General features: G+C 67.9%; 25 protein-coding genes, 1 pseudogene and 1 other annotated feature. Of the genes and pseudogenes, 10 read left to right on the forward strand and 16 right to left on the reverse strand.

All coding sequences use genetic code 11. The annotated features are described in order from the left end of the window. The first annotated feature begins 88 nt into the window (after positions 1–88). Together HQN59_RS19175 and HQN59_RS19180 are read left to right on the forward strand one after the other, a co-directional pair. Positions 89–2,410 (forward strand): coiled-coil domain-containing protein, encoded by a 2,322-nt coding sequence (locus HQN59_RS19175; protein WP_176070749.1) that lies wholly within the window; start codon positions 89–91, stop codon positions 2,408–2,410. Between the two features lie 147 nt (positions 2,411–2,557). Beyond that, positions 2,558–3,379 carry a hypothetical protein gene (locus HQN59_RS19180; RefSeq protein WP_176070750.1) on the forward strand — a complete coding sequence of 274 codons (822 nt, stop codon included), beginning with the start codon at positions 2,558–2,560 and terminating at the stop codon, positions 3,377–3,379. 84 nt (positions 3,380–3,463) lie between these two features. Here the strand turns inward: HQN59_RS19180 and HQN59_RS19185 are convergent, their stop codons facing one another. From HQN59_RS19185 to radC, 3 genes are all read right to left on the reverse strand, one after another. After that, entirely contained in the window at positions 3,464–3,775 is a 312-nt protein-coding gene (locus HQN59_RS19185; protein ID WP_176070751.1) for a hypothetical protein, read from the reverse strand. Then, positions 3,772–4,080 (reverse strand): DUF5983 family protein, encoded by a 309-nt coding sequence (locus HQN59_RS19190; RefSeq protein WP_104301980.1) that lies wholly within the window; start codon positions 4,078–4,080, stop codon positions 3,772–3,774. The genes HQN59_RS19185 and HQN59_RS19190 overlap by 4 nt, the downstream gene beginning before the upstream one ends. 313 nt (positions 4,081–4,393) lie before the next feature. After that, positions 4,394–4,939 carry a RadC family protein gene (gene radC, locus HQN59_RS19195; protein WP_104302023.1) on the reverse strand — a complete coding sequence of 182 codons (546 nt, stop codon included), beginning with the start codon at positions 4,937–4,939 and terminating at the stop codon, positions 4,394–4,396. A 637-nt stretch (positions 4,940–5,576) separates the two neighbouring features. On the opposite strand from radC, the gene HQN59_RS19200 reads away from it, so the two are divergent. Then, positions 5,577–5,789, forward strand: a complete 213-nt coding sequence (locus HQN59_RS19200) for a hypothetical protein (RefSeq protein WP_104301981.1) — start codon at positions 5,577–5,579, stop codon at positions 5,787–5,789. Positions 5,790–5,921: 132 nt separating this feature from the next. Here HQN59_RS19200 and HQN59_RS19205 read toward each other — a convergent pair whose 3' ends face one another. The 3 genes from HQN59_RS19205 to HQN59_RS19215 form a co-directional block, all read right to left on the reverse strand. Continuing rightward, complete coding sequence (locus HQN59_RS19205) at positions 5,922–6,593, reverse strand: hypothetical protein (RefSeq protein WP_104301982.1); 672 nt, start codon at positions 6,591–6,593, stop codon at positions 5,922–5,924. Positions 6,594–6,765: 172 nt separating this feature from the next. Further along, positions 6,766–7,398, reverse strand: a complete 633-nt coding sequence (locus HQN59_RS19210; protein ID WP_104301983.1) for a hypothetical protein — start codon at positions 7,396–7,398, stop codon at positions 6,766–6,768. Positions 7,399–7,624: 226 nt separating this feature from the next. Continuing rightward, positions 7,625–7,837 (reverse strand): hypothetical protein, encoded by a 213-nt coding sequence (locus tag HQN59_RS19215; protein ID WP_054018420.1) that lies wholly within the window; start codon positions 7,835–7,837, stop codon positions 7,625–7,627. A gap of 877 nt (positions 7,838–8,714) precedes the next feature. On the opposite strand from HQN59_RS19215, the gene HQN59_RS19220 reads away from it, so the two are divergent. Beyond that, on the forward strand, positions 8,715–8,960 hold the full coding sequence (locus HQN59_RS19220; protein ID WP_176070752.1) for a hypothetical protein: 246 nt from the start codon (positions 8,715–8,717) through the stop codon (positions 8,958–8,960). Positions 8,961–9,039: 79 nt separating this feature from the next. Further along, positions 9,040–10,584, forward strand: coding sequence for a hypothetical protein (locus tag HQN59_RS19225; RefSeq protein WP_176070753.1), 1,545 nt, complete (start codon positions 9,040–9,042; stop codon positions 10,582–10,584). An 8-nt stretch (positions 10,585–10,592) separates the two neighbouring features. Here HQN59_RS19225 and HQN59_RS19230 read toward each other — a convergent pair whose 3' ends face one another. Together HQN59_RS19230 and HQN59_RS19235 are read right to left on the reverse strand one after the other, a co-directional pair. Further along, positions 10,593–10,985, reverse strand: a complete 393-nt coding sequence (locus HQN59_RS19230; RefSeq protein WP_176070754.1) for a DUF302 domain-containing protein — start codon at positions 10,983–10,985, stop codon at positions 10,593–10,595. 8 nt (positions 10,986–10,993) lie between these two features. Continuing rightward, the gene (locus HQN59_RS19235; RefSeq protein WP_176070755.1) at positions 10,994–11,509 is read right to left on the reverse strand and encodes a hypothetical protein; all 516 of its coding nucleotides are present in this window, start codon (positions 11,507–11,509) and stop codon (positions 10,994–10,996) included. Positions 11,510–11,941: 432 nt separating this feature from the next. On the opposite strand from HQN59_RS19235, the gene cadR reads away from it, so the two are divergent. Both cadR and HQN59_RS19245 read left to right on the forward strand, forming a co-directional pair. Next, on the forward strand, positions 11,942–12,385 hold the full coding sequence (cadR, locus tag HQN59_RS19240) for a Cd(II)/Pb(II)-responsive transcriptional regulator (protein WP_176070756.1): 444 nt from the start codon (positions 11,942–11,944) through the stop codon (positions 12,383–12,385). Positions 12,386–12,730: 345 nt separating this feature from the next. Then, positions 12,731–13,369, forward strand: a complete 639-nt coding sequence (locus tag HQN59_RS19245; RefSeq protein ID WP_176070757.1) for a thiol:disulfide interchange protein DsbA/DsbL — start codon at positions 12,731–12,733, stop codon at positions 13,367–13,369. Positions 13,370–13,471: 102 nt separating this feature from the next. On the opposite strand, the gene HQN59_RS26580 is transcribed toward HQN59_RS19245, so the two are convergent. Genes HQN59_RS26580 through HQN59_RS19270 form a run of 6 tightly spaced genes read right to left on the reverse strand, consistent with a single transcriptional unit; the run spans position 13,472 to position 18,771 of the window. Next, positions 13,472–13,597, reverse strand: a complete 126-nt coding sequence (locus HQN59_RS26580) for a hypothetical protein (protein WP_259371316.1) — start codon at positions 13,595–13,597, stop codon at positions 13,472–13,474. Further along, positions 13,579–13,971: a TlpA family protein disulfide reductase gene (locus HQN59_RS19250; RefSeq protein ID WP_342451256.1), complete on the reverse strand. Its 393-nt coding sequence runs from the start codon at positions 13,969–13,971 to the stop codon at positions 13,579–13,581. The genes HQN59_RS26580 and HQN59_RS19250 overlap by 19 nt, the downstream gene beginning before the upstream one ends. Before the next feature lie 34 nt (positions 13,972–14,005). Continuing rightward, on the reverse strand, positions 14,006–14,854 hold the full coding sequence (locus tag HQN59_RS19255) for an undecaprenyl-diphosphate phosphatase (RefSeq protein WP_176070758.1): 849 nt from the start codon (positions 14,852–14,854) through the stop codon (positions 14,006–14,008). An 18-nt stretch (positions 14,855–14,872) separates the two neighbouring features. Beyond that, positions 14,873–15,655: a helix-turn-helix transcriptional regulator gene (locus HQN59_RS19260; RefSeq protein ID WP_104302797.1), complete on the reverse strand. Its 783-nt coding sequence runs from the start codon at positions 15,653–15,655 to the stop codon at positions 14,873–14,875. Next, the gene (gene lspA, locus HQN59_RS19265; protein WP_104302796.1) at positions 15,648–16,151 is read right to left on the reverse strand and encodes a signal peptidase II; all 504 of its coding nucleotides are present in this window, start codon (positions 16,149–16,151) and stop codon (positions 15,648–15,650) included. Before lspA ends, HQN59_RS19260 begins: the two co-directional genes overlap by 8 nt. After that, a complete protein-coding gene (locus HQN59_RS19270) occupies positions 16,132–18,771 on the reverse strand; it encodes a heavy metal translocating P-type ATPase (protein WP_425342752.1) in 2,640 nt (879 codons plus the stop codon). Before HQN59_RS19270 ends, lspA begins: the two co-directional genes overlap by 20 nt. Between HQN59_RS19270 and HQN59_RS27080 the strand changes: the two genes are divergently transcribed. Further along, positions 18,770–18,919 carry a hypothetical protein gene (locus HQN59_RS27080; protein WP_425342755.1) on the forward strand — a complete coding sequence of 50 codons (150 nt, stop codon included), beginning with the start codon at positions 18,770–18,772 and terminating at the stop codon, positions 18,917–18,919. The two genes, HQN59_RS19270 and HQN59_RS27080, sit on opposite strands and share 2 nt — an antisense overlap. A gap of 38 nt (positions 18,920–18,957) precedes the next feature. Here the strand turns inward: HQN59_RS27080 and HQN59_RS27085 are convergent. Together HQN59_RS27085 and HQN59_RS19275 are read right to left on the reverse strand one after the other, a co-directional pair. Beyond that, a pseudogene (locus tag HQN59_RS27085) lies at positions 18,958–19,158 on the reverse strand (heavy-metal-associated domain-containing protein); the annotation flags it as partial. A gap of 88 nt (positions 19,159–19,246) precedes the next feature. Further along, a complete protein-coding gene (locus HQN59_RS19275) occupies positions 19,247–19,867 on the reverse strand; it encodes a cation efflux transmembrane domain-containing protein (RefSeq protein ID WP_342451257.1) in 621 nt (206 codons plus the stop codon). A gap of 203 nt (positions 19,868–20,070) precedes the next feature. Between HQN59_RS19275 and HQN59_RS19280 the strand changes: the two genes are divergently transcribed. Both HQN59_RS19280 and HQN59_RS19285 read left to right on the forward strand, forming a co-directional pair. Continuing rightward, a complete protein-coding gene (locus HQN59_RS19280; RefSeq protein WP_176070761.1) occupies positions 20,071–20,886 on the forward strand; it encodes a sterol desaturase family protein in 816 nt (271 codons plus the stop codon). Positions 20,887–21,385: 499 nt separating this feature from the next. Then, positions 21,386–22,641, forward strand: a protein-coding gene (locus HQN59_RS19285; RefSeq protein WP_176070762.1) for an IS3 family transposase whose coding sequence is annotated in 2 segments (ribosomal slippage) — positions 21,386–21,668 and positions 21,668–22,641 — 1,257 coding nt in all. Because the reading frame shifts where the segments join, the coding sequence is not laid out codon by codon here. Continuing rightward, positions 21,664–21,780: a sequence feature (AL1L pseudoknot), on the forward strand. (Overlaps the previous gene by 117 nt.) Positions 22,642–22,775 lie beyond the last annotated feature (134 nt).

Here is a 22,775-nt window from a genome sequence, read left to right on the forward strand (position 1 = left end):
CCTCGGGCATGAACAACTGTAGGTCGTGGCGTCGAGCGAGCCAACTCTGTTGACACTCGCGAATGCAACCTAACATCCCTACCTGACCATGCCGTCGCGGGCGGCGCAGGCCGGGCCGGGCGGCTTCTCGTACTACGACCAGGTCTGTCTGGCCGAGAACGAGAAGGACCTGCACTGGGCGCACGCCGGGCGCTGCTACCGCTCGCAGGTGGTCATCCGCATGAACGGCCGCACCGCGAGCCGCCGCAGGACCGAGGCCTATCTGCTGATGCTGGATGACGCCAGCACGTGGTCTCCCGCCGCGCTGCCCGACGGCACCGTCTCCGATGGCAAGGTCGAGACCTATGCGCGATGCGTCGAGGCCATCTGCGGGCCGGCGGACACCTTCTTCACGTCGGTCTTCTCGGCACAGGGGAAGCGGCAACTCAGCACCTACCGCAATGGCGAGATCAAGGCCCTGCTGGCCGATCTACTGGGGCAGGAGGACATCCGAGCGCTCGGTCAGAAGGCGGGCGAGACGGCGCGGCAGTTGAAGGCGGCGCTGGCGGCGTTGCGCGCTGAAGCGACCACGTTCGATGCCGAGCGCCAGCGGTTGGAGGATGACGCCCGTCGATGGCAGGGCGCGGATGAGAGGGTCAAGGCGGCGCAAGCCAGCCGGCAGGCGGCCCATGAACAACGGGAAGCTGCGCGAACGCAAGAGGCGTCGTTGATGGCCCTGCAGGAGCAGGCCAAGGCTGCCGAGAGCCGGCGAGCGCAGTTGGTGGAGGAACTGGCGGGCGCCCGTGCCGAACGTGATCGCACCCTGCAGGACCTGCGCGCGCAGGATCGGGAGGCAGCGGATCGGCTCGCACGGCTCGACAGCCGTGTGGCGCAGCGTGTCGCGCAGGCCAGGGCGCAGCGCGAACGACTGGAGGTCCGCATCCGGTCCCTGCAGCGGGTGCTGGCGGACGAGGGCGCGGTGGCTCGAGCCAGCCGCCGTCTGCCGCTCGCTACAGAGGTGGTGCGTCGCCGCGAGGACCGAGTGCTCGCGCTTCGGGATGCCGTCCAGGACCTTGCGCGTCGTCGCGATGCCGTCGCAGGGCTCGGGCAGCGGCTGGCATCGCTCGAGCGCGAGGCGGGGCAGGCCGCGCTCCAAGCGGAGGACCTGAGTCGCCGCCTGGCCCTGAGCGACCGGGTGCCCTGCAGCGGCATGACCATGCAGGGGCAATGCTCCCTGCTGTCGGACGCGCGCGAAGCGGCCGCGCTGGCGCCGAGCGCCCAGCAGCGCATCCGTCAACTCGCTGCGGAGCGGGACAGTCTTCGGCTTGAACTGCAAGCCCTGCAAGAGGCGGTGGGCCTCAACGTCGACGCACCGCAGGGCCTGAGCCGGGCCGAGTGCCAGTCGAGGCGAGCCCTGGCCCGTCAGACGGCCTATGCTGCCTGGGCCGCGCGAGGGCCGGAGATGCGCCAGGCGCGCGCGGGTCTTGTCGAAGCGGAGGACGAACTGGCCTTGCTGCCGCCAGCCCCAGCGACTGACGTGTCGGCCAAGTCGTGCATCGCGATCGACTCCGACTCCGAAGCGGCCGAGCGCCAGCAGATCATCGCCAGCCGGATGCGCGTTGCCGAGCGTGTCTCGCTGCTGGACGCTCAGACCCAGACGGCCATCCAGCGACTCCAGACGGCGATCGACGCACTGCCGTCGCCGCTGGACGCCGCGCGGCTCGCACAAGCCCGAGCCCAGGTGGAGCGCTGGCAAGGTGTCCTGGACGAGGCGGAGCGCTCGCATCTGGCCGCTGTCCGCGACGCGCAGGCGCTTGCCGCCCTGTCGGACCAGTTGAAGGAGCACGGCCGGCGGCGCGACGCAGCCGCGGCTCGCACGGCACGGGTGGAGCAGGAACTCGCCAACTGGCTGCTGTTCGCCCGCTGCATGGGCAACGATGGCCTGATCGCGCTGGCCATCGACGATGCGGGGCCGACCTTGTCCGGACTGGTGAACGACCTGCTGCTGGCCTGCTATGGCCCGCGCTTCACGGTGGCCATCGAGACCTTGCAGGAGACGGCCAAGGGCGAGCAGCGCGAGGGCTTCGACATCCGCGTCTACGACGCAGAGTCGAGCGAGGACAAGAGCGTCACGGCGATGAGCGGCGGCGAAAGGGTCTGGATCAACGAGTGCCTTGTGCGGGCCGTGGCGCTGTACCTGGCGCAGAACACCGGCCGGCGCTACGACACCCTGTTCTCCGACGAGACCGACGGGCCGCTGGACCCTGATCGCAAGCGCATGTTCATGGCGATGAAGCGGCGGGTGCTGGAACTGGGTGGCTACGCGCGGGAGTACTTCGTGTCGCAGACGCCGGAGCTGACAGCGATGGCGGATGCGGTGATCGATCTGGACGCGATGGCGGCGTTGCACTCAACCTCGACGGTCGAGTAGAGCAACGTACGCGGGCGGAATGGCGCGGTTTCGGCATCTCTGGTGAACACGGCCGGGTACCTGAAGCGCCAGCGCAACTCACGGCTTCAGGTACCGACGGCTCGCGGCACCACGAGTACTCTTTCGGACACCGAACGAGGATTCACGATGACGACGCATCCGATCACACCCAAGCAGGCCCGCCACGCCTGCGAGCAGCTGTTGAAGGCCGACCGTGCCGACAAGACAGAGAAGTCGATCCTGCCCAGCGAAGTCAGGGTGATCGACCGACTGCTTGAACGAGGCCTCGAGCTGGAGGACGCCTATGCCGAGATCCATGGCAAGCTCGACCAGCATCCGCAGGCCCTGAAGGTCTTCTTCGATCTGGTGCAAAGCACGGCGGCGTTCTGGAGTCCTGAGTCGAATCAGGAGGCTCGCAGAGGAAGGGCCAGGCTGGTCGAGGTCAACCAGGAGATCGGAAGTGTTGCGGCTCACCTGGCCGAGCTGCTGGACGAGCGCACCGAGTTGAAGAACCATTCCGGGTTCTCTTGTGACACGCTCTACCACCCGGTGGACGCGATTCACGCTGCGGCCGCACGGAACTACAGCTACGAACAGTGGGTGAAGGCGAGACTCGAAGCCCTGACAGGACAGTTCGATCTCAAGTACTGGCCGCCGTTGAGCGCGGTGGTCCAGGCCATTGCCGATGATGCCGCGCGAGCGGCCCCTCTTCCGCACGATGCGCTCACCGCCGCCGGTACCGAAGGGCCGCGTGCGAGCCTGGCGGACACGTTCAGGGCGTTCTTCGTCGCTATCGACGAGCAGAGCAGTCGGAACTTCGGGTTCCTGCCGCGTTCCTTCGAACTCAGTGATCGCTGCGTCGCCAGCTTGCTGAGCTGCGCTCTGGGCCTGGGGCCGGACGAGGCGGTTGATGCGCCGTACGTGAAGCGCCTCCGCCAGCGTCAACGCGAACGAGCGGTGCAGTCGTGATCTGGTTTGGCAGAAAGAGAAAGGGCGCCGGCCCCATCCCTGCCGGAATGGGCGCGCGGCGCCGGGGTCGATCAGTGGGCAGGGTCAGCCCGCCAGCAGCGTGACCGGCGGCCCGTCTGCCAGGTGACGGACGATGCGGTTGCCCGCGTGCCGGCGGCCATCGCCCTCGACCTCGTCGACCAGCTGCGCGGGAAGTCGAAGGCCGAGCTCGGCGACCTTGGCGCGCAAGGTCGCGATGTCCGTCCAGTCCAGCAGGGGCTCCTGCAGGCTGGTGTAGAGCATGTCGCTGCGCTCGTCGAGGACCTGGAGAAAGTAGTCCCCCAGGCGTCGATCGAAGCCGGCGACGATTTCGACGGGCCGTCCGTCGAGCGTCGCCGTCGCGAGGTGCTGGCTCATGGTCCGGGCTCCGCGCTGTCGAATACGGGCAGCCCGTCGATGACGGCCGCCTCGCGGTCGAACATCAGCCAGGCCACGCCGGCGGACTCGGCCACCTCGAACAGCATGGCCAGATCGGGCTCCGAGGGCACGCGGTACTTCGGTGCCCCGACATAGACGAACCCGCCGCAGTCGGTCGGGTAGGCGTTCACGGACAGGTCGTCATCGGCGAGCTTGTTGCGCGTTGCCGAACTCAGATGCTTCAGGGACAGGCTGGCCAGCATCTCGGCCTGCTGTCGCAGGCCGGTGGCGGGCAGGGTGTGCATCGTGGCTTCCTCCTCGGGATGAACTGGGAGATGTGGGGGATTCAGCCGCTGGCTTTCTGGTCGAGAGCGTACGGGGCGTGCGCTTCGAACGTCCGGCGCGGGCGAACGTCATGCCGCAGTCGCGGCAGCGGAACCAGTGCAGGCGACCGAGCGCGCCCAGAGGCACGCCGTGGCCGGCACAGCAGGGGCAGGTCGGGGGTCTTCTCTCCGACATGGGCATCCTTGGTTGGGGTGGGATCGGCGGGAGGGGCACCGCCTCGGCGGCGCCCTTCTCGCGGCTGGGTCGTGCAGAGCGTGACGGCCGCGCATGGCGTCAAAGCAGTCCGCGCTCCGCGAAGCTGACGCACTGGTCGCCGGCGACGACGAAGTGGTCGATCAGGCGGATGTCCACCAGCGCCAGCGCCGACTTCAGCGTCTGCGTCAGGAACTCGTCCGCGCGGCTCGGCTCGGCCTGGCCGCTCGGGTGGTTGTGGGCCACCGCGATCGCGGCGGCGTTGCGGGCCAGGGCGCTCTTGACCAGTTCCCGCGGGTACACCGAGGTCTGGGTGAGCGTGCCGCGGAACACCTCCTCGTGGGCGATCAGCCGGTGGTTGGCATCCAGGTAGAGCGCGAGGAAGACCTCGTGCTGCAGGCCTGCGCAGCGCAGGCGCAGCCAGTCCCGAAGGACCTGGGGCGACGACATCACCGGCCCCTGCGCCATCTGGTCACGCAGCTCGCGCATCAGCAGCTCGCGGGCGACACCGAGTCGGCGCGTCAGGAGCTGCTGCGTGGCCGGGTCCTCGTGGGGCGTCTCCCGGTCGCTGACGCGCAGCGCAGCCGGCGTCGGGCCTGGCAATGGGTGGGCCTGCAGGCCCAGCATCTCTGCCACCAGGTCCTCCCGAGACGCATGGGCGGCATCGGGCAGGTCCGGCAGATTTTGAAGACCCTGGAAAGGGTGGAAGTTCATGGCGTTCTCCTCTCGTGGCGAAAAGGGAGACGGGAACGCCGTTCCCGGTGGGGACTGGTGTCCCCGCAAGGGAAGGATGTGCAGACACACGACGGAACGTGGCCGGCACGGTGGCTCAGATGATCATCCGAGGCAGGTAACGACTGCGACGCCGCTGCCGCCGGTTCGGTCGGCATCGGAAACACTCCTGTCGGGAGTGGGTGTGAGCCCGGCAAGTCTGCGCCATCGGCGCCGTGGATTCAACCGGGGTGGTGCCAGCGACAGAGCCTTTGCCGCGCTTGCCCGCGCAAAGGGCGCCAGGGTCCGTGCCTTGGTCGGGCATCGGTACGCGGGGAGGTGGCACGGTTCGCGTGACCGCACTGCGCGTGGCCGCGCCGTTGTGGCTGGGCCACGGCCTGCGCGGATGTCTTGGCGGGCAGACTGCAAAAGTGACACCGCAGAGGCACTACGCTGTCACTGCAGAAATTTCTTCGTCGCGGGCCGCAGTGGATGTGCACAGACCTGCGCGGGCACGCGAAGATGCGCGGCTTCCCGACAAGGCCGACCCGACATGCTGCGCACCGGAAACCAGCTTCGACTGACCCGACCCGAACGGACGCGGCTGGCCCGCATCACCGCCATCGAGCCGGGGTCCATCCGCAGCGTCGCGGACCTGCAGGCCTACGTCCGCCGGTGCAAGGCCCATTACTGGGGCCACTCCGATGACACCCGCTTCCTGCACTGGCTGATCGAGCGTGAGGTGCAGTCCCTGACCGGACGCTGAGCGCCCGTCGCCCCGTTCGCAGTTGCGGAAACAGGAACGCCCCCGGTGCTGGACCGGGGGCGTGCTGGGTGACGGCCTGGAGTGGATCTGGATCGCGCCGACTGAAGGGTCTCGAACGTTCGACCGGACGGCTCAGCGGAACACGCGCGGCTCGACGCTTGCCCCGCGCATGAACGCGAGGTACGCACCGGCCTTGCCGATGTCGTCGAAGGTCGCCACGGGCTGCTCGTGCAGCACGACGGCCCAGGGACGGACATCGTCATCACTGGCGCGGATGCGCAGTTCCGGCGGCTGCCAGCGCGGGTGGCGGTACAGGGGCAGGCCGGTGTCCCAGGCCATCAGTGCCAGCACATGCGCACAGAGGATGGCTGTACCGGCCGCCTCGCCCGGCTCGACGAGCAGGGGCACCTTCAGCAGGCCGGTCGAGCGGCCGACCGTGCCGACCACGTCGAACTCGTCGAGCCAGCTCGCGCCGGTGCCGGTGTCGCCCAGCACCAGCCGCACCTTGCGGCCGTCCCGGCGGCAGGTCTCCAGCACCCTCGCCAGGCGAGGGTCCGTGCCGGGGTCGAAGTAGGTGCTGTGACCCTGGGCGGATTCGCCCCAGGCACGCACGGCAGCGAGGTACTTTTCGTAGCCGGTGAGGCTCCCCGCGTCATCGGCGGTCGGCATCAGGTCGGGACGATCGAGCCGCTGTGCGATCTGCCGTGCATGATCGCGGGCGTTGTCGAAGCCGAAGCAGGTCACGCCACCTTCGGTGGCGATCACATACAGGCGTTGCTCGGGATTCAGGGTGATGTCTCGCATGGGGAACTCTCGAAGTTGGGAGGGCGGACACCGGCCCTGGCGGGACGGGCCCGCGGGCGGTTGGATGGGGTGCCGGTGAGCCCAGGCCGCTGGACGTCAGTCCTTGGCCGAGTCACGTCAGCGATCGAACCCGGTGCAGCCGATGGGGCTGCGCCGGGGTTCGGTTTTCGGATCAGCGCCGGCTGATCTGCACGGCGGGTGCGGGGCCGTCGACGGGAGGTTCCGGGGCACGCTCGGAGCGGCCTTCGGAGCCACTGACCGGCGACGCCGGGGACATGCCGGCCTGGTGCTGGAAGCGGGCGTGCGCGTCGGCGAACTCGGCATCGCCCAGCAGCTGACGAACCTGCGCGGCGGCCGGTTCGGGCCTGCTGTCGGCGTCACGGGCCGCGGCTGGGCGCGCGCCCCGCTTCGATGTTGCCGGCGAGGCCGGCGGTGCGGCGGCAATGGCCTCGTCGAGGACGTCCGCAGTGCGGTGGTACGCCTTCTGCGTGATTCCGCCGACGAAGGCTGCGGGTCGCTGCAGCGTCCACTGGACCAGCAGGCGCAGCCATTGCCCGATGCGCTTGTCGCGGGCCTGGCGCGCCTTGTGGACGCGCAGCGACTGCTTGCAGGACAGGTACAGCGCCAGGTGGCGGCGCTTCATGTCGGCGTCGCCGTCGAGCTGCGCCATCACCTCGGCGGCGAGGGCGACGTCACGGCCGACGCGTCTGTAGAAGCCGACCCAGGCGCGCTGCTCCTCGATGTCGATGGTGCTGCGGCGCGGTGACGGGCTCTGGAAGGATCTGTCTGGGAAAGCATGACTCATGGGGTTCTCCAAGAATGCGAGGGAACCCCGGCCCCGACGGGAGACGGTGACTCCCGGAGGGTGGATGGCGAGGACGGCTGAAAGCCGAGGGAAACGGGGTGTCGGGTGATGGCGTCCCGATGCCATCGCTGGCGGTCGGTTCACCATCCCCGAGACCCGAGGACTCGATCGGCACGAGGTCGAGCCGCCGGCGGTGCCGTGACGGACGACTCGATGCCCGCGACCATCAGGTCGTGAGCACGCGAGCGGCGCCTCGGCGCAGGCCCTCGGCAATGCCGATCCAGCGGTCGGCGATCCGGTCCAGGTAGACCAGGTCGTCGGCCGCGATCTCGCCCGAGGCGCGGAGCCGGGCGATGACTTCCTTGACCAGGAGGGGATCCTCCCGGGCCAGCACGATGGCCGTCGAGGCGATGCGCCTGCGGTAGGTGTCGACCGTCATGGTCAGCACACCGTCGTGCAGCGCTCGGACGCCAGAGGGTCCGCGGTCTCGCACACCATGCGCATGGACGCGTGGGGCGTGCAGGGCCGGGACCGGAGCAGCGCCGGCAGGGTGACAGGCCGCCGGGCGGGCACACGGGCAAGCCCGGTACCACCCAGCAGTGCACACACCGGCGCGACAGCGCGGTTCCAGGGAACGGGACTCATGGGGGTTCTCCTTCAGGGGTGAAGGGGAACGCCCATCCCTGGCGGGGAACTGGGGTTCCCCGTCTGGGATGCCTTGCCGGGAAGGCAAGGCGCTTCGTCGCGCACCGGTGCGTGCGCGAGCTGCAGAGGTCCGCGTCCGAGAGGACGGGGCCAGGGCAGATGCGTGCGTCAGGCCAGGCTTCTGATCGAGATCAGGCCGGGCTGGTGAACGCAGGGCGCGTCACGACGCAGAGGTCGTGGTCGGCGCATGCGAGGAGGGGCCACGACACAGGGTCATGGCCGGCTCCTGGTTTCGGATCCGGATGGATCTGAATCGGCCCGGCACACGGATGTGCCGGACGGGCCACAAGGCAGGTAACGACTGCGACGCCAGCTGGGCTGGACTTCAGGGCGACCAAAGCCACCGATGAAGGCTGAGCAGACGCGATGTCCGCAGGAAGCCACATCAGTATCGGACGGGGTCCCTCGGTCGGCAACGGACCCGAGGTCTCATCGCGGCAATGCCCGCCCAAGCGACCGGCTCGGCCGACGCTTGGGCGGGCAATCGATTCCGAGTCCTCCACGACGGTGGCCGGGAATACGGCGCCGCACGGTTGCAGGGCGTGCGGGCCGGCTGACGGTTCGTATAGTGGGCGGATCAAATTCTCCAGCAGACCGGTTCCGCGCTATCCATGACCGTCGAACGCTATGCCTTCAATGACTGCGAAGCCACCACCGCGGCAGGGGTGCCGCTGCGCATTCCTGCTGGCGTTCACCACGTCGAGCGGCGATCGCTGGTGTTTCGCGTGCGCCTCGGGGGACGCGAGCTCGATCTGACCCTGGCCGAGTGGGAACGCCTGCTGCACGCGGGCGGTGTCGGGCCGATCTCCGTCGTGGTCGCGGATCCGCAGGGGACCGGCGACACCCATCCTCGCTGAGGCGCGCACCGTGGCGAAGGCAGAGTGGACCGTCCGTGCCGGGAACTCAGATCGCCAGATCCCGGCGACCCCCGGACCCGTGCCGCTCAAGTGGGCCAGCGACGCGGCGACGGGTGCTCCCCGGTACATCCACGACCCGGACATCGTCTCGGCAGCCGCGAGTGCTGTATGTCCCGGCTGTGGCAGCAAGTTGTGGACGGTCCTGGCGGGTCAGCCGCAGCGCGTTCGACCGACGGCGCATTTCCGCCACGTGGCCGGCACGCCGCGCACCGCGTGCGTTGTCGTCGCAGCGCGTCTTGCCGCCTCGCACCGCCTGGTGTCGCTGGGCTACATCGACCTGCCGCGACGGCGGGTGACCGCCGTCTCGACGGGTTTCAGCGGTGAAGGTTACGAGGGATGGGGGGAGGAGCCGGCGCAGCGTGTTCGGATCAGCGATGTTCGGATGGTCGATCCGGCCGCGGCGGAGCTGACGCTGGACGATGGCAGGACCATCCTGGTGGACCTGACCGGCGAGCGCGTCGAAGGCGAGGCGGGCCGCGCGGTCATCACGATCAATCTTTCGGACCCGGCGCTGGCGGAGTTGGACGTGGACGAGCTGCGTGCGCGACTTCGGCTGCTGCCTCCCGCGAGTTGGTGCTCCCACTGGCGTGATCGCGAGTTGACGTCGCAGGCGCGGAGCCGGGCCGCGGACCAAGCGCGCCAGGCGCTTGACGCATGGACCGACGAGGACGAGGCGGGGTTCCAGGCGCAACTGCCGCCGGGCACGGACCCGGAGGCGACCGCGACGATGCGTCGCGAGACCTTGCTGCACCGAACCGTCAAGTCGATCCTCGAAGACGCGAGGCGCATCCGAGCACCGGGCCTGCATGTCGCCATGCAGCGTGACGCACCTGATGGCTACGGCGACGGCTGGGACGACCATCGCGTCGAGATCCTGTGGTGGAGCGCGCCCGCCGAACTGAGCTTCGAGGCGGTGGAGCTGGAACGGCGCCTCGGCCACATCGTTCCGGATGTTGTCGGGCGTCTGGCGGAGCCTCGACCGCGCATCCTCGGCGGCATGGCCACCCGGGTTCAACGGGGCGACGACGAGGACGAGGACGAGCAGCACGATGAGTTCCCGGCGCACTGGTCGGAGGCGGTGCTGATCGAAGTGGCGGTCACGCACAAGGTGGATGAGGAGAAGCTGCGGAAGATCCGGCAAATCGATCTGCCGACACTCGAGATCGACCTCGGTTCGATGGGCGGACGCCTGACGCTCGACGGTCTGCGCAAGCTGGTCGTGGATGGAACGGACGGGAAGCAGTGGCTGCACCACCCTGCGCTGAGAACCCGCCGTGCCGTGCTGCGCTACAAGCTCCGTGAACATGCCGAGGTACTGGCCTACCAGGCCCACATCCGGGCACACCGTCTTGAGCGGTTGCTCGAAACGCCCTCATCACAGTGGGCGCAGCGGTACCTGCTGGCACTCAGGGCGTTCTGCGATGGCAACATCAGGATCGAGCGGCTTCGAAAGAAGGAAGGTCGGCTTCGCCGTCGACGCCATCACCGCCCGGAGGTCGCAGCCGGCTGGGATCTGACGACCGGTGGCGGCCGTGCCGATCCGATGACTCGGGCGTGCGTCTGACAGCCTTTCTACAGCGCCGCCATCACCCGCTCAAGGCGCTGTCGCACTTCGCCGGCAAGCTGCGCGATCTCTGGCCGATCTACCAGGTCGAGCACGGCGCTGGGATCCATGAACTCGACTCGGACGCTTCCGGACGGGTCTTCGCGCACCACCACATTGCATGGCAGCAACACCCCGATCGAGGGCTCTGCCGTCAGCGCGCGGTGGGCCAGCGCCGGGTTGCACGCCCCGAGGATCCGGTAGGGCGGCATGTCCGCACCGAGCTTCTTCTTCAGCGTCGCCTGTACATCGATCTCGGTGAGCACGCCGAAGCCCTCTGCCTGCAGCGCCAGCGTGACACGAGCCAGCGCGTCCGCGAACGACAGCCCGACGGTCTTGCCGAAGCCGTACTTGGCGTCCATGCCTGCCCTCACTTGGTTGGCGCCGGCGTCGGGTTCATCCACTGCTGATGCCACATCATGTGGTTCATCATCATCTGCTGCATCGGCAGGTACTGGTCCATCATGTACTGGCGCTGCTTGAGCTGCTCGGGCGTGAGGTTCGAGTAGTAGCCGCGCATGTGGCCCCAGCCCATCATCGGGCCGCCCATCATCATGCCCGGGCCGCCCATGCAGCAGCCCATGCCGCCGCCGGGTCCCCACATGCCGTGCATCGCCGTCATCGCCGACTGCATGCTCGTCCAGTGCTCCTGCAGCAGCTTCTGTCGCTCCTGGGGATCCTGCGTCGCGCGCATCCGTTCCATCTGGGCCTGCATCAGCTTCATGTGCTCCTGCACCTGCGCCAGCTGCTTGTCGAACTCGGCGGTGTTCGGGGCGGCCACCTTCGACGCTGCGGCCTTGTCGGCCGCAGGGCCCTGCTGGGCGGCGACGGGCATTGAGAACGGGACGGCCAGCGCGACAGCCAGCGCGATAAAGGTCTTTGTCATGTCTTGGCTCCTGAGTGGCGTGCCGTACCGACACCGTGGGTCATGGTGCACGCGGCGGCCGCTTCAGGGCTTGCGCAGAATCAAGGCGCTGATGCAGGCGGCCGATGGCGGAGCTCCACCCCGCGTGCCGCGATCTCCCCGCGGAGCGGGCACCAGCGTGGCCCGCTCGGCGTCCCGTCAGCATCGAGTCGTTTGGAAGGCGTCTACCCGCGCGACACCGGCCGCACCTATCTGCGGCGCAGCGCCGCTCCCGGTTAGGCTCTACGACCGCCCGTCCAGGCCCGGATCGAGTTTGCGCACCCGTCCCTACGCTGTGATGGCCCAGACATAAGTGCTGTTGCCACAACATCTCGATGACCCCTGCGAATGGGTAAAGCCTGTAGCGGATGTAAAGTATTGGGCACTTTCCCAACCGCAACCCGTCAGAGTGCCATGAAGATCGGAGCCTTGGCCGAAGCCACCGGAACCCCCGTCGAGACGATTCGCTTCTACGAGCGCGAAGGTCTTCTGCCACCGCCGGCGCGGGCGGACAACAACTACCGCATGTACCTGCCGGAGCACGCCGAGCGGCTTGCCTTCATTCGGCAGTGCCGGAACCTGGACATGACGCTCGACGAGATCCGGGCCCTCATCATGTTGCGGGATGCGCCAGCAAAGGATTGCGGCGAGGTCAACGCGCTGCTGGACGAGCACATCGGCCACGTGGTGCACCGCATCCGCGAACTCCGGCAGCTCGAAAGGGACCTGAAGGCGCTGCGCGCGCGCTGCGCGGGAGCACGAGCGCTGGCGGAGTGCGGCATCCTCAGTCGCCTGGACGGCGCGCCCGCCGTACCGGCCACGCGGGCGAAGCGGCGGCACGTGCCAGGTGCACATTGAGGCGGGACCATGGGCAACAAGGCTTTGCCGGCGGTGACGGTGAACGGCACGCCTGCCACGACGCTTGCGCGTGAGACTTAACGCGCTGCGACGGGCGCCAGGCTCGGTCGACATGGCGCTTCATGCAGCCTGATCGGAAAGTGCACCGGATGCCGGAACGGGTCCGGCTTGACCGCCCCGCCTTGCAAGTTGCCGCCGTGGACCCTTGCTTCGATGGATTCAGCACTGCCGGCATCCACCGCGCTGCTGCGCGTGCCCGAGGCGCTTTGCCAGCCGAGTAGGGGCTTGACTCTGAACGGACTTCATGCCTGAGCATTCGCAGCCCGTCGATAGCCTGTTGTTGAGATGAACCGTCGCAGCTTCTCCAAGATCGCCTCCGTATCCCTTGCCGGCGCCTCGGTATCTGTTCTAGCCGAACCGTGGCCTGTGGAAGGCAAGCACTACGTGGCCGTGTCGCCCCGCCAGCCCACACTGGACCCCAACCAAGTCGAGGTTCTGGAGTTCTTCGCGTACGGCTGCGAGCACTGTCATGCGTTCGAGCCGACCATCGATGCCTGGCAGAAGAAGCTGCCCAGCGACGTGCGATTCAGGCGCATTCCCGTCGCCTTTCGAGCAGGCCCCATGGTGTTGCACCAGAGGCTGTACTTCGCGATCGAATCTTTGGGGCTCGTGGAGCAACTGCATCGCAAAGTGTTCACCACCCTGCACGAGGAGCGCAGGCGCATCGACACGGTCGAGCACGTTGCGGATTTTGCAACCAGGAACGGCGTCGATGCCGGCCGTCTGGTCAGCACGGTGAACTCTTTCTCGGTTGCTTCCAAGGTGACGCAGGCCACCACCCTGGCCAACGGTTACCGCTTCCAGGGAACGCCGTCGATAGGCGTCGACGGCCGCTGGCTCACCTCGGGCTCGATGGCGGGCTCGAACCCCAAGTCGTTGGAGGTGGCCGAGCATCTGATGCGCCTGGCAAAGCGGCGCACCTGAAAGCGGGTATGGGTCCCCCTGTCAACGGAGTTCCGGCAGGCACGGTTGCCGCCGACAGTTGACGGCCTCGGCAGCGCCGTGCAAGGTCGTCGCCGCTTCCACTTACTTGCGAGCGACACCGAGAGCCGCCCGAATCTCCTTCTCGATCTTCTCTCGATCGTCCAAGCGGAAGCCGACGTGAACGGCGCGCACCTTGCCGTCCGTGCCGATCAGGTAGGAGGTCGGCATGCCCTTCGGCTGGTACAGGTCCCGACCTTCATTTCCGCGTCGTATGCGATGACGAACCTGGCGGGCGTTGCGCGTAGGAACCTGTCTGCATCCTCGCGTTTGCGGTCGACCGAGATGGCGACGATCGTCAAGCCCAGCGGCCCGTACTTGGCGTGCATGTCGTTCATGAACGGAAACGACAATTTGCACGGAACGCACCACGAGGCCCAGAAGTCGACGTACACGACTTGACCCTTCAGATCGGCCAGACGAACCGGCTTGTCGGCGGTGGGAAGCTCGAATGCAGGCGCGCTGCTTCCGACTGCCTGCGCCTCGGCGCCGGAGGAAGCCATCAGCGCCCAAAAGCCAAGTGCAATTGCAAGCGTGCGAGTCACTGACGTTCGGCCCCCTGTGCGGTGAAAGAGTTAATCACGACCCCGGCCAAGACATCCAGCCCGCGGCCGAGCTCAACAAGATCAGTGCACCGAAGGCGATCCTGTACCAGCCGAACGGGCTGAAGTCGTGCGTTGAGACATAACGGATGAGCCAGCGGATGCACGTGAGCGCACTGACGAATGCCACCATGGTCCCCGTGGCGAACAGCGGGACGTCGTCGAGGCGCAGCGCGTGGCGGTGCTGCCACGTCGAGTAGGCAGCCGCCGCGAAGAGGGTAGGGATGCCGAGGTAGAAGCTGAACTCGGTGGCCACCTGTCTCGGCAGCCCGAGCAGCATCGAACCGATGATCGTCGCCCCGGATCGGCTGGTGCCCGGGATCAGTGCCGCGCATTGCACGAGACCGATGCGCAATGCGTCTCTCGGAGTTAGATCGTCCACGGTGCCGATGTCCGCGCGTCGCGAGGTGCCGCGAGGACGCCTTCGCTGCGAACGCTCCACCAGCAGGATGACCACTCCGCCAAGCACAAACGCGATGGCGACCGTGGTCGGGTTGAACAGGTGGCCCTTGATGAACGAACCGAACAGCAGGCCCAGGACGGCCGCCGGAACGAAGGCGACCAACAGATTCAGCGCCAACCGCCGACGCGCAGGATCGGAAGTCAGGCCGAAAGCGGTGGCCGCCAACGGCGCCCGGTAGTGCCAGACCACGGCGAGCATCGCGCCGGCCTGGATCGTGATCTCGAACACCTGCGCGGCATGGTGATCAAAGCGCAGCAACGACGACGCGAGGATCAGATGACCGGTCGAAGAGATAGGAAGGAACTCGGTCAGACCTTCCACGATGCCCAGCGCGATCGCCTTGGCCAGCAGCATCAAGTCCATGTTCAGTTCGAGCGATGCTCAGGACGTTTCGACAAGTGCCAGCCCGTGCGGCGTGAGCGGCGGCGTGACGTGGTCCGCGCAAACGATGCGTGCCCCGCGCAATGGCGCCGGGCGCACGCCAAACGTGGCGACGAAGGTGCGTGTCAGATGGGCGCTGTCGGCGAAGCCGGCCAAGTGCGCTGCTTCGGTGAGTGTTGACCCATCGGAGAGGGTGCGCACGGCACGTTGCAGGCGCAGCCAACGTATGTAGGCGCGAAACGTGAGGCCGGAGGCTTCGGCGAACCAGTGCATGAAGCGCGAGGACGACAGGCCCACCGCTTCGGCTGCGTCCTCGACGCGCACCGACGTTTCGAGCGCCTGCTCGAGCCAAGCGAGGACGGCCTCCCAGCGCGGATCGTTGTCGGTGCGAGAGTCCGGCGGGTGGTGCACGCCGGCCAAGTCCTCGCCTCGCAACCAGCGGTCAAGCTCGTCTTCCAGAACGTCGACCTGCAGGGCGGTCAGCGCCGCCGCGCCCGCGGGGAGGTTCCGCGCAGGCTCGTGCCCCAGCACGGTCGGATCGAGGAACACCATGCGCAAGGGCTGGGCGGCCACGAGCCGATGCGGTACGGGGGCGGGCAGAAAGTGCCCCGGAGTGTCCATCACGCCCCACGCGCCTTCCAGTTGCAAGGTGCCGTGCGAACACCATGCCAGCTGCGTCGCCTGGTGCCGGTGCAGCCGGCCGGGCTCCACTGGACCGGCGTAGACGGCCCAACCTCGGCCCATGACCAACAACGGCCGGCCGGATGCGCCGAGTTCATCCATTCGCTTCGCGCAGCCGCTTCCTGCCGAATACCTCGTGGACCACGAGCAGCACCGCGCCGATGCTGATGCTGACGTCCGCCATGTTGAACGCCGGCCAATGGTGCGGGCCCCAATGGAAGTCGATCCAGTCCACCACGGCGCCGCGCACGAGCCGGTCGACCATGTTCGCCAAGGCGCCCCCGAGGATCAGTCCGAAGCTCGTGCGCTCCATGATCGACGTACCGGGCCGCCGGATCATCCAGATCAGGAAGACCGACGCCGCTATTGCGATCACGATGAAGAAGTAGCGCTGCCAGCCGCCCGCATCGTGCAGGAAGCTGAAGGCCGCGCCGCGGTTGAGCACGTGCACGATGTTGAGAATCGGCAGCCACTCGTGGACCGCGCCGTACTCGACCCACGCGACGATCGCGGCCTTCGTCGCCACGTCGGCGGCCAGCACCAGGCCTGCCAGCGCGAAGCCCAGGCGCACGCCGCGCTCAGCCGGCAGCACGGCCATCGGTGGGTGCCGAACGGCCCAACAGGCGCAGTCCGTTGAAGACGACGAGCAGACTCGCGCCCATGTCCGCGAGTATTGCCAGCCACAGGCTGGCATGGCCGGTGAAGGCGAGCACCATGAAGACCGCCTTGGTGCCGATCGCGAACGTGATGTTGGCCTTCAGGATGCCGCCGACCCTGCGGGACAGCGCGATGAACTCGGGCAGCTTGCGCAGGTCGTCCTGCATCAGCGCCACGTCCGCGGTCTCGATCGCGGTGTCGGTGCCGGCGGCGCCCATGGCGAACCCGATGCTCGACTTCGCCAGCGCAGGCGCGTCGTTGACGCCGTCGCCGACCATGCCCACGGGGCCCTGGGCCGCCAGCTTCTCGATGGCCTCCAGCTTGTCGTGCGGCAGCAGCTCGCCGCGTGCATCGGTGATGCCGACCTGCGCCGCCACGGCCTGGGCCGTCTTGCTGTTGTCGCCGGTGAGCATCACCGGCTCCACGCCGAGCCGCTTCAACTCGGCGACCGCCTGCTTGCTGCTGTTGCGCACGGTGTCAGCCACCGCCAGTACGGCCAGCGCTTGCTGGGCCGTGGCAAGGACCACGGCGGTCTTGGCCTGGGCTTCGAACTGCTCCAGCAGCGTGCGCACCGGCTCGGTCGCGACTCCCAGCTCGGTGGCCAGCCGCTGGTTGCCGATGTAGTAGGTCTGGCCGTCGATGTCTCCTTTGACGCCGCGACCGGCCAAGGCCTCGAAGCGCTGCACGGTGGCGTGCGGCCGGTCCCCATACCCATTGACGATCGCGGTGGCAACCGGGTGCTCGGACAAGGCGTCGAGGCTCGCCGCGACGCGCAACACTTCTTCGCGCGGCATCGAGGCCACCGGCACCGTCTCGGTCAGTGACGGCCGGCCGTGCGTCAAGGTGCCGGTCTTGTCCAGCGCCACGGAGCGCAGCATGCGACCCTGTTCCAGGTACAGGCCGCCCTTGACGAGGATGCCGCGCCTTGCCGCCGCCGCCAGGCCACTGACCACGGTGACCGGCGTCGAGATGACCAGCGCGCAGGGGCACGCGATCACCAGCATCACCAGCGCCTTGTAGACCCAGTCGAACCAGCCGCCGCCGAAAAACAGCGGCGGGATCACGGCGATGGCGATCGCGAGCGCAAAGACCACCGGTGTGTAGACGCTCGCGAAGCGGTCGACGAAGCGCTGTGTCGGCGCGCGCTGGCCCTGCGCGTCTTGCACCGAGCGGGCGATGCGGTCGAGCGTGGTTTCGCCCTTGCGCGAGCGCACTTCGAACTCGAGCGTGCCGCGCTCGTTGATCGTGCCGGCAAAGACGGTGTCGCCGGGGTTCTTCTCCACCGGCATGCTCTCGCCGGTGATGGGCGCCTGGTTGACCGCCGAGGCGCCCGAGACGACCACGCCGTCGAGCGCGATGCGCTCGCCGGGGCGCACGCGGACCAGTGCGCTGAGCGGCACGGTCTCGGCCTTGACCTCTTCCCAGCGGCCGTCGGGCTGCTTCACGAGCGCCGTTTCGGGAGCCAGGTCCATCAGCTTGCGGATCGCGTTGCGGGCGCGGTCCAGGCTCAGCGCCTCGATCATCTCGGCGATGCCAAACAGCCAGATCACGACCGCGGCTTCCGGCCATTGGCCTATCAGCGCGGCGCCGATGACGGCCACCGTCATCAGCAGGTTCATGTTGAGCGACCGGGTGCGCAGCGCGATCCAGCCCTTCTTCAGCGTCTCGATCCCGCCCAGGGCGATGGCCGCGAGCGATGCGCCCACCACCGGCAGCGACGATTCACCCATGCCGGAGAACGCCATTACTTCGGCACCGATCGCCAGCACGCCGGCGGCGGCCATGCGCAGCCATTGGCTCTTCGAGATGCCGCTGCCGAACTCGCTTGTCACCGCCGGCGCGGGCCGGCTGCTGTCGCGCAGGACCGGCGCCATGCCCAGGCGCTCGATGGCCGCCGTGATGGGCGACGCGTCGTCGAGCGAGTGGCTGACGGTCAGCGTGCGGCTCATCAGGTCGAACTGCAGCGCTGCCACGCCAGGCAGGCCTTCGAGGGCCTTGCGCAGCAGCGCCTCCTCGGTAGGGCAGTCCATCTTCTCGATCAGATAGGTGGCCTGTCCCTGCGGGCTGGCCCCGGCCTCGCGTTCGACGGTGGCCTGCATGCCGATCTCGCGCAGCGCATCGAGCACGGGTGCGGGATCGCCCAGGCGGTGCTGCACGGCCAGCCGGCGGTTCATCAGGTCGAAGTCGAGCCGGTCGATCGCGTCGAGCTTGCCCAGGTGCTTGCGGATCAGCGCCTCCTCGGTCGGGCAGTCCATGTTTGTGATCAGGAACTGCGTGGTGTTGCCGCTTGCCGCAGGCACCGACACCAGCGACGGTTCGGGCTTGCCGCAGGGGCCGCAAGCGGCGTCCGCGTCGGGGCTCGAGGGTGGTGCCACCTCCGTGGTGTTGCCCAGGTGCGCGCACATGCCTAGCGCCCGCAACTGCTGCAGGATCGGCTCGGCGGAGGGCAAGGTGTGCACCACCGACAGCCGGTGCGCTCGCAGGTCGAACTCCAGCAAGTTGACCCCGTCCAGTGGCTCCAGCCGGGCTCGGATCGCCGCTTCCTCGTTGCGGCAGTCCATGTCCGGCACCGTGAAGACATGCGTCGAAGGCAAGCTCACGACGCTGCCGCCGCAGGCCGCAGAACAAGCGGAGCCGCATGCGTCGCCCCCGGCGACCGTGCCTTCGGCTTCCAACGAAGTGGACATGCCGATCTCGGTCAAGGCCTGAAGCAGGGGCCGGGGATCGGGCAGCTCATGCTCGACAACGAGCCTGCGGGCAGGCAGGTCGAACGAGAGTGCCCCGACCTGGGGAAGCTGGGACAACCGGGCCCGGATCGCTGCTTCCTCGTTGCGACAGTCCATGTTGGCAACGCGGAAGGCCGTGGTCCGCAAGCTTGGCGAGGGCACGGGATGGCTTTGATCGGAGCGCAGTGGCGCACCTGTGTCTTGAACTTGTTCGGTCTGCATCGCTCGACTTTCACTCGCTTCGGAGTTCGATTTAACCGCCTGTAGTGACTACAGAGTCAAGTGCCCATCCGGCATCGTCTGACGATCGTCACGCTTTTTTGGCGTCCGCTCTCTCCGCGGCCTCGCGAGCCTCGGCCAGGATCTCCCGGCCGCCGTTGGCGGCGATGGCGGCCACCACCAGGCCGAGCACGACGTCCGGCAGGTTCGATCCCCACCAGATCACGAGCGCGCCCGACAGCACGATCGCCAGGTTCACGATCGAATCGTTGCTCGTAAAGATGGCGGACGCCTTGAAGTTGACGTCCTCCCCGCGGTGACGCTTGAGCAGGCGCAAACAGACGATGTTCAGCGCGGCGTTGACGGCGGCCATCGCCATCATCGCGGGGCCTATCGGCGCTTCGCCGCCGAAGAAGCGGCGCAGCACTTCTACTGCCAGCATCGCCGCCAGCCCGATCAACAGCCATCCAGACAAGCGCGCGGCCCGCACCTTGATCGATGCCGCGCGGCCGACCGCGTACAGGCTGACGCCATAGACCGACGCGTCGGCGAGGTTGTCGAGCGCGGCGCCGATCACCGCCGTGGAGGCCGCCCACAACCCGACGCCCACGCCGGCCACGCATTGGCCGACATTGATCAGCAGCACCCACCACAGGATGCGGCGGTCGGCCGCCCGGCTGGCGTCGAGGTCGTGCTCATCGTCGCAGCTCACTCGTCTCCTTTGCGATCCCGCGCACAGCAGGACACCTTCAACGACCCCCATTGGAAACCCTGCAGCAAGTACAGAGTCAAGCTGCCCCTCCGTAGCAGGTTTGTTCAAGCGCCCGCACCGGGCCCCCTGGCAACACTCCCGGCAACGAACGGGGGTTGCGATGGCTTGGTTTAGCGGTCCGGTACGTGGCGTATCCCGCCCTGATGGCGTCGGTCATCGTCGGAGTGGCTTGGGCGCCGTCCATGGGCAACCCGATTGCATGGCTGATAGCGCTGGTCGTTTGCGGCCTAGCGGCCGTGGCGTTGCTCGAGCGCTGGTTCCCCTTCGAATTGCAGTGGCAAGTGCGGGACCGCGACTTTCCGGCCGACGTTGCTCACGCCATCGTCAACCTTGCAGTCATGCACGGTGCGGTGATGGGCTTTGTCCTGCTCCGGGCCTCGGTGGAGCGGGAAGGCGTTCGGTGGCCGACCGAGTGGCCGTATCTGGCACAGGTGTTCCTGGCCGGCCTGCCGCTGGACCTGTCTCTGTACGTCATGCACCGCCTAAGCCACCGCTACGGTGTGCTGTGGCGGCTGCACAGCATCCACCACTCACCGCGCCGGCTCTATTGGCTGAACGGTGAGCGTCGGCACCCAATCCACGCGGCGCTGATGGCCGGCCCGGGGCTGCTGGTGCTGGGCCTGCTCGGCACCCCTGCCGAAGTTCTGGGCGGGTGGTTGGCAATCCTCGCTATGCACCTCGCGTTCCAGCATGCCAACTTGGACTACCGCTTGGGGCCGCGCAGCTACCTCGTCGGTGTCGCCGAAGTCCACCGCTGGCACCATCGGGAGCGCTTCAAGGCCGCCCAGGTCAACTTTGGCGAGTTCTGGCTGGTCTGGGACCACTGCTTCCGAACCTTCTATCGGCCCGACGCGGCGCTTGGTCCGGTCGGCATTGAGGGTGATCCGGGTCCCCCACAGTTATGCCGAGCAACTGGCGTATCCGTTCCGCTCCACCCGCCCCGCGCGAACCATGTCTGAACCTTGCGGACTTGCATGCCGTCCTTCACGCAAACGATCGGCTGGTACCCGACGCAACCGCCGCGCCCGCCATCGCCAGTCGCGTACTTCCTGTTGCGTCGCGCCGGCCCGGATGCATGCGCCGGTCGATAACGTCGTGCTCGCGGTCGTCGTCTGCGCCGCGAAAGTGGAGATCGAAAGTGGATCGAGTGAGCATGGATCGCGACCAGGGTGCCATCGGGAGCCCGCTGGGGCTGCTGCGCCGTGGCTCGCACGATGGGCTCCCGGTGGGTGAGCCGCACGGTCTCAAGCCGCGCTCCGTGCCTCAATGTCCTTGAGTACGGCCAGCCGGCGTGTTCCCTTGGTCTCGGGGCCTCTTACGGGTGACTGGGAGGTTGCCCGACCGGCAGCTTCAGGGCGGTGAGATCGGGACGGCCTATGTCTCTTCCGGGTCGTTCAGGGACAGCGATGAACCGCCCCGTCTTTCGAGGAGGCTCCTTCGATTGAGAATGGAGCCAAGATGCGGAAGTCCCCGAAGTTTTCACCCGAGGTGATCGAGCGCTCGGTGCGCATGGTGTTCGACGCCAAGGACCAGTACCCGTCGCAGTGGGCAGCGATCGAGTCGATCGCCGGCAAAATCGGCTGCACGGCCGAGACGCTGCGCAAGTGGGTGCGCCAAGGCGAGCGCGACAGCGGCGTGCGGCCGGGCGCCACGACGGCCGAGCAGCAGCGCATCAAGGAGCTCGAACGCGAGGTCCGTGAGCTGCGCAAGACCAACGAGATCCTGAAGCTGGCAAGCGCGAATTTGGCCCAGGCGGAGCTCGACCGCCACCACAAGAAGTGAACGCCTTCATCGACGAGCATCGCGCTCGCCTGGGGGTCGAGTCGATCTGCCACGCACTGCAGGTCGCCCCGTCGGCGTACCGGCGTCACGTGGCACGTCAGCGCCAACCTGCGTTGCTGCCCGCGCGGGCGCAGCGCGACGTGGCCCTGATGCCGCAGGTGCAACGCGTGTACGACGCGAACCTGCGCGTCTACGGCGCCGACAAGGTGTGGCGGCAGTTGCTGCGCGAAGGCGTGGCGGTGGCACGCTGCACCGTGGAGCGGCTGATGCGCAGGCTGGGCCTGCAAGGAGCCAGGCGCGGCAAGGGCGTGCGCACGACGGTGCGCGATGCCAAGGCCGCCTGCCCGCTGGACCGTGTGAACCGGCAATTCAAGGCGCGGCGGCCGAACCAGCTGTGGGTGGCGGACTTCACCTACGTCTCGACCTGGCAGGGCTTCGTGTACGTCGCCTTCGTGGTCGACGTCTTCGCACGGCGCATCGTGGGCTGGCGGGTCAGCAGTTCCATGCAGACCGACTTCGTGCTCGACGCGCTGGAACAGGCGCTGTACGCGCGGCGGGCCGAGCGCGAAGGCGACCTGGTGCACCACAGTGACCGCGGCTCGCAGTACGTGTCCATCCGCTACAGCGAACGGCTGGCCGAGGCGGGCATCGAACCGTCCGTAGGCAGCACCGGCGACAGCTACGACAACGCGCTGGCCGAGACCATCAACGGGCTGTACAAGGCCGAGATCATCCACCGGCGCGGGCCGTGGAAGACACGAGAGGCGGTCGAACTGGCGACGCTGGAGTGGGTGTCGTGGTTCAACCACCATCGCTTGCTCGAACCCATCGGCTACATCCCGCCGGCCGAAGCCGAGGCAAACTACTGGCGTCGGCAGCAGGCACTGGCCGCAACAGAACCTGCTTCGACGGCAGCGCCGCAGGAAGGTTGAACCACGAATACATGGCCCAACCGGAGGGCCTCCGGCGGCCCCTGCGGGGGGCTGATAGAGAGAAAGCCTGAACCCAAGAACCGTCAGACCACAGCGGTCTGACTCAAGCCAACAGGCCTCCTCGATTCCCGGTG

This window comes from Rhizobacter koreensis (genome assembly GCF_013366375.1).
In the GTDB taxonomy this organism is placed as follows: Bacteria; Pseudomonadota; Gammaproteobacteria; order Burkholderiales; family Burkholderiaceae_C; genus Schlegelella_A; species Schlegelella_A koreensis.

Coding starts and splice junctions, on each gene's coding strand:
- HQN59_RS19255 (WP_176070758.1), bottom strand. CDS start 14,854: ATGGACTTGATGCTGCTGGCCAAGGCGATCGCGCTGGGCATCGTGGAA.
- HQN59_RS19210 (WP_104301983.1), bottom strand. CDS start 7,398: ATGAGTCATGCTTTCCCAGACAGATCCTTCCAGAGCCCGTCACCGCGC.
- HQN59_RS19270 (WP_425342752.1), bottom strand. CDS start 18,771: ATGGACTGCCGCAACGAGGAAGCGGCGATCCGAGCCCGGCTGGAGCCA.
- HQN59_RS19245 (WP_176070757.1), top strand. CDS start 12,731: ATGAACCGTCGCAGCTTCTCCAAGATCGCCTCCGTATCCCTTGCCGGC.
- radC (WP_104302023.1), bottom strand. CDS start 4,939: ATGCTGGGCCTGCAGGCCCACCCATTGCCAGGCCCGACGCCGGCTGCG.
- HQN59_RS19260 (WP_104302797.1), bottom strand. CDS start 15,655: ATGGATGAACTCGGCGCATCCGGCCGGCCGTTGTTGGTCATGGGCCGA.
- HQN59_RS19215 (WP_054018420.1), bottom strand. CDS start 7,837: ATGACGGTCGACACCTACCGCAGGCGCATCGCCTCGACGGCCATCGTG.
- HQN59_RS27080 (WP_425342755.1), top strand. CDS start 18,770: ATGTCCGGCACCGTGAAGACATGCGTCGAAGGCAAGCTCACGACGCTG.
- HQN59_RS26580 (WP_259371316.1), bottom strand. CDS start 13,597: ATGCCGACCTCCTACCTGATCGGCACGGACGGCAAGGTGCGCGCCGTT.
- lspA (WP_104302796.1), bottom strand. CDS start 16,151: ATGGCCGTGCTGCCGGCTGAGCGCGGCGTGCGCCTGGGCTTCGCGCTG.
- HQN59_RS19230 (WP_176070754.1), bottom strand. CDS start 10,985: ATGGACGCCAAGTACGGCTTCGGCAAGACCGTCGGGCTGTCGTTCGCG.
- HQN59_RS19220 (WP_176070752.1), top strand. CDS start 8,715: ATGACCGTCGAACGCTATGCCTTCAATGACTGCGAAGCCACCACCGCG.
- cadR (WP_176070756.1), top strand. CDS start 11,942: ATGAAGATCGGAGCCTTGGCCGAAGCCACCGGAACCCCCGTCGAGACG.
- HQN59_RS19175 (WP_176070749.1), top strand. CDS start 89: ATGCCGTCGCGGGCGGCGCAGGCCGGGCCGGGCGGCTTCTCGTACTAC.
- HQN59_RS19180 (WP_176070750.1), top strand. CDS start 2,558: ATGACGACGCATCCGATCACACCCAAGCAGGCCCGCCACGCCTGCGAG.
- HQN59_RS19185 (WP_176070751.1), bottom strand. CDS start 3,775: ATGAGCCAGCACCTCGCGACGGCGACGCTCGACGGACGGCCCGTCGAA.
- HQN59_RS19190 (WP_104301980.1), bottom strand. CDS start 4,080: ATGCACACCCTGCCCGCCACCGGCCTGCGACAGCAGGCCGAGATGCTG.
- HQN59_RS19200 (WP_104301981.1), top strand. CDS start 5,577: ATGCTGCGCACCGGAAACCAGCTTCGACTGACCCGACCCGAACGGACG.
- HQN59_RS19280 (WP_176070761.1), top strand. CDS start 20,071: ATGGCGTCGGTCATCGTCGGAGTGGCTTGGGCGCCGTCCATGGGCAAC.
- HQN59_RS19235 (WP_176070755.1), bottom strand. CDS start 11,509: ATGACAAAGACCTTTATCGCGCTGGCTGTCGCGCTGGCCGTCCCGTTC.
- HQN59_RS19205 (WP_104301982.1), bottom strand. CDS start 6,593: ATGCGAGACATCACCCTGAATCCCGAGCAACGCCTGTATGTGATCGCC.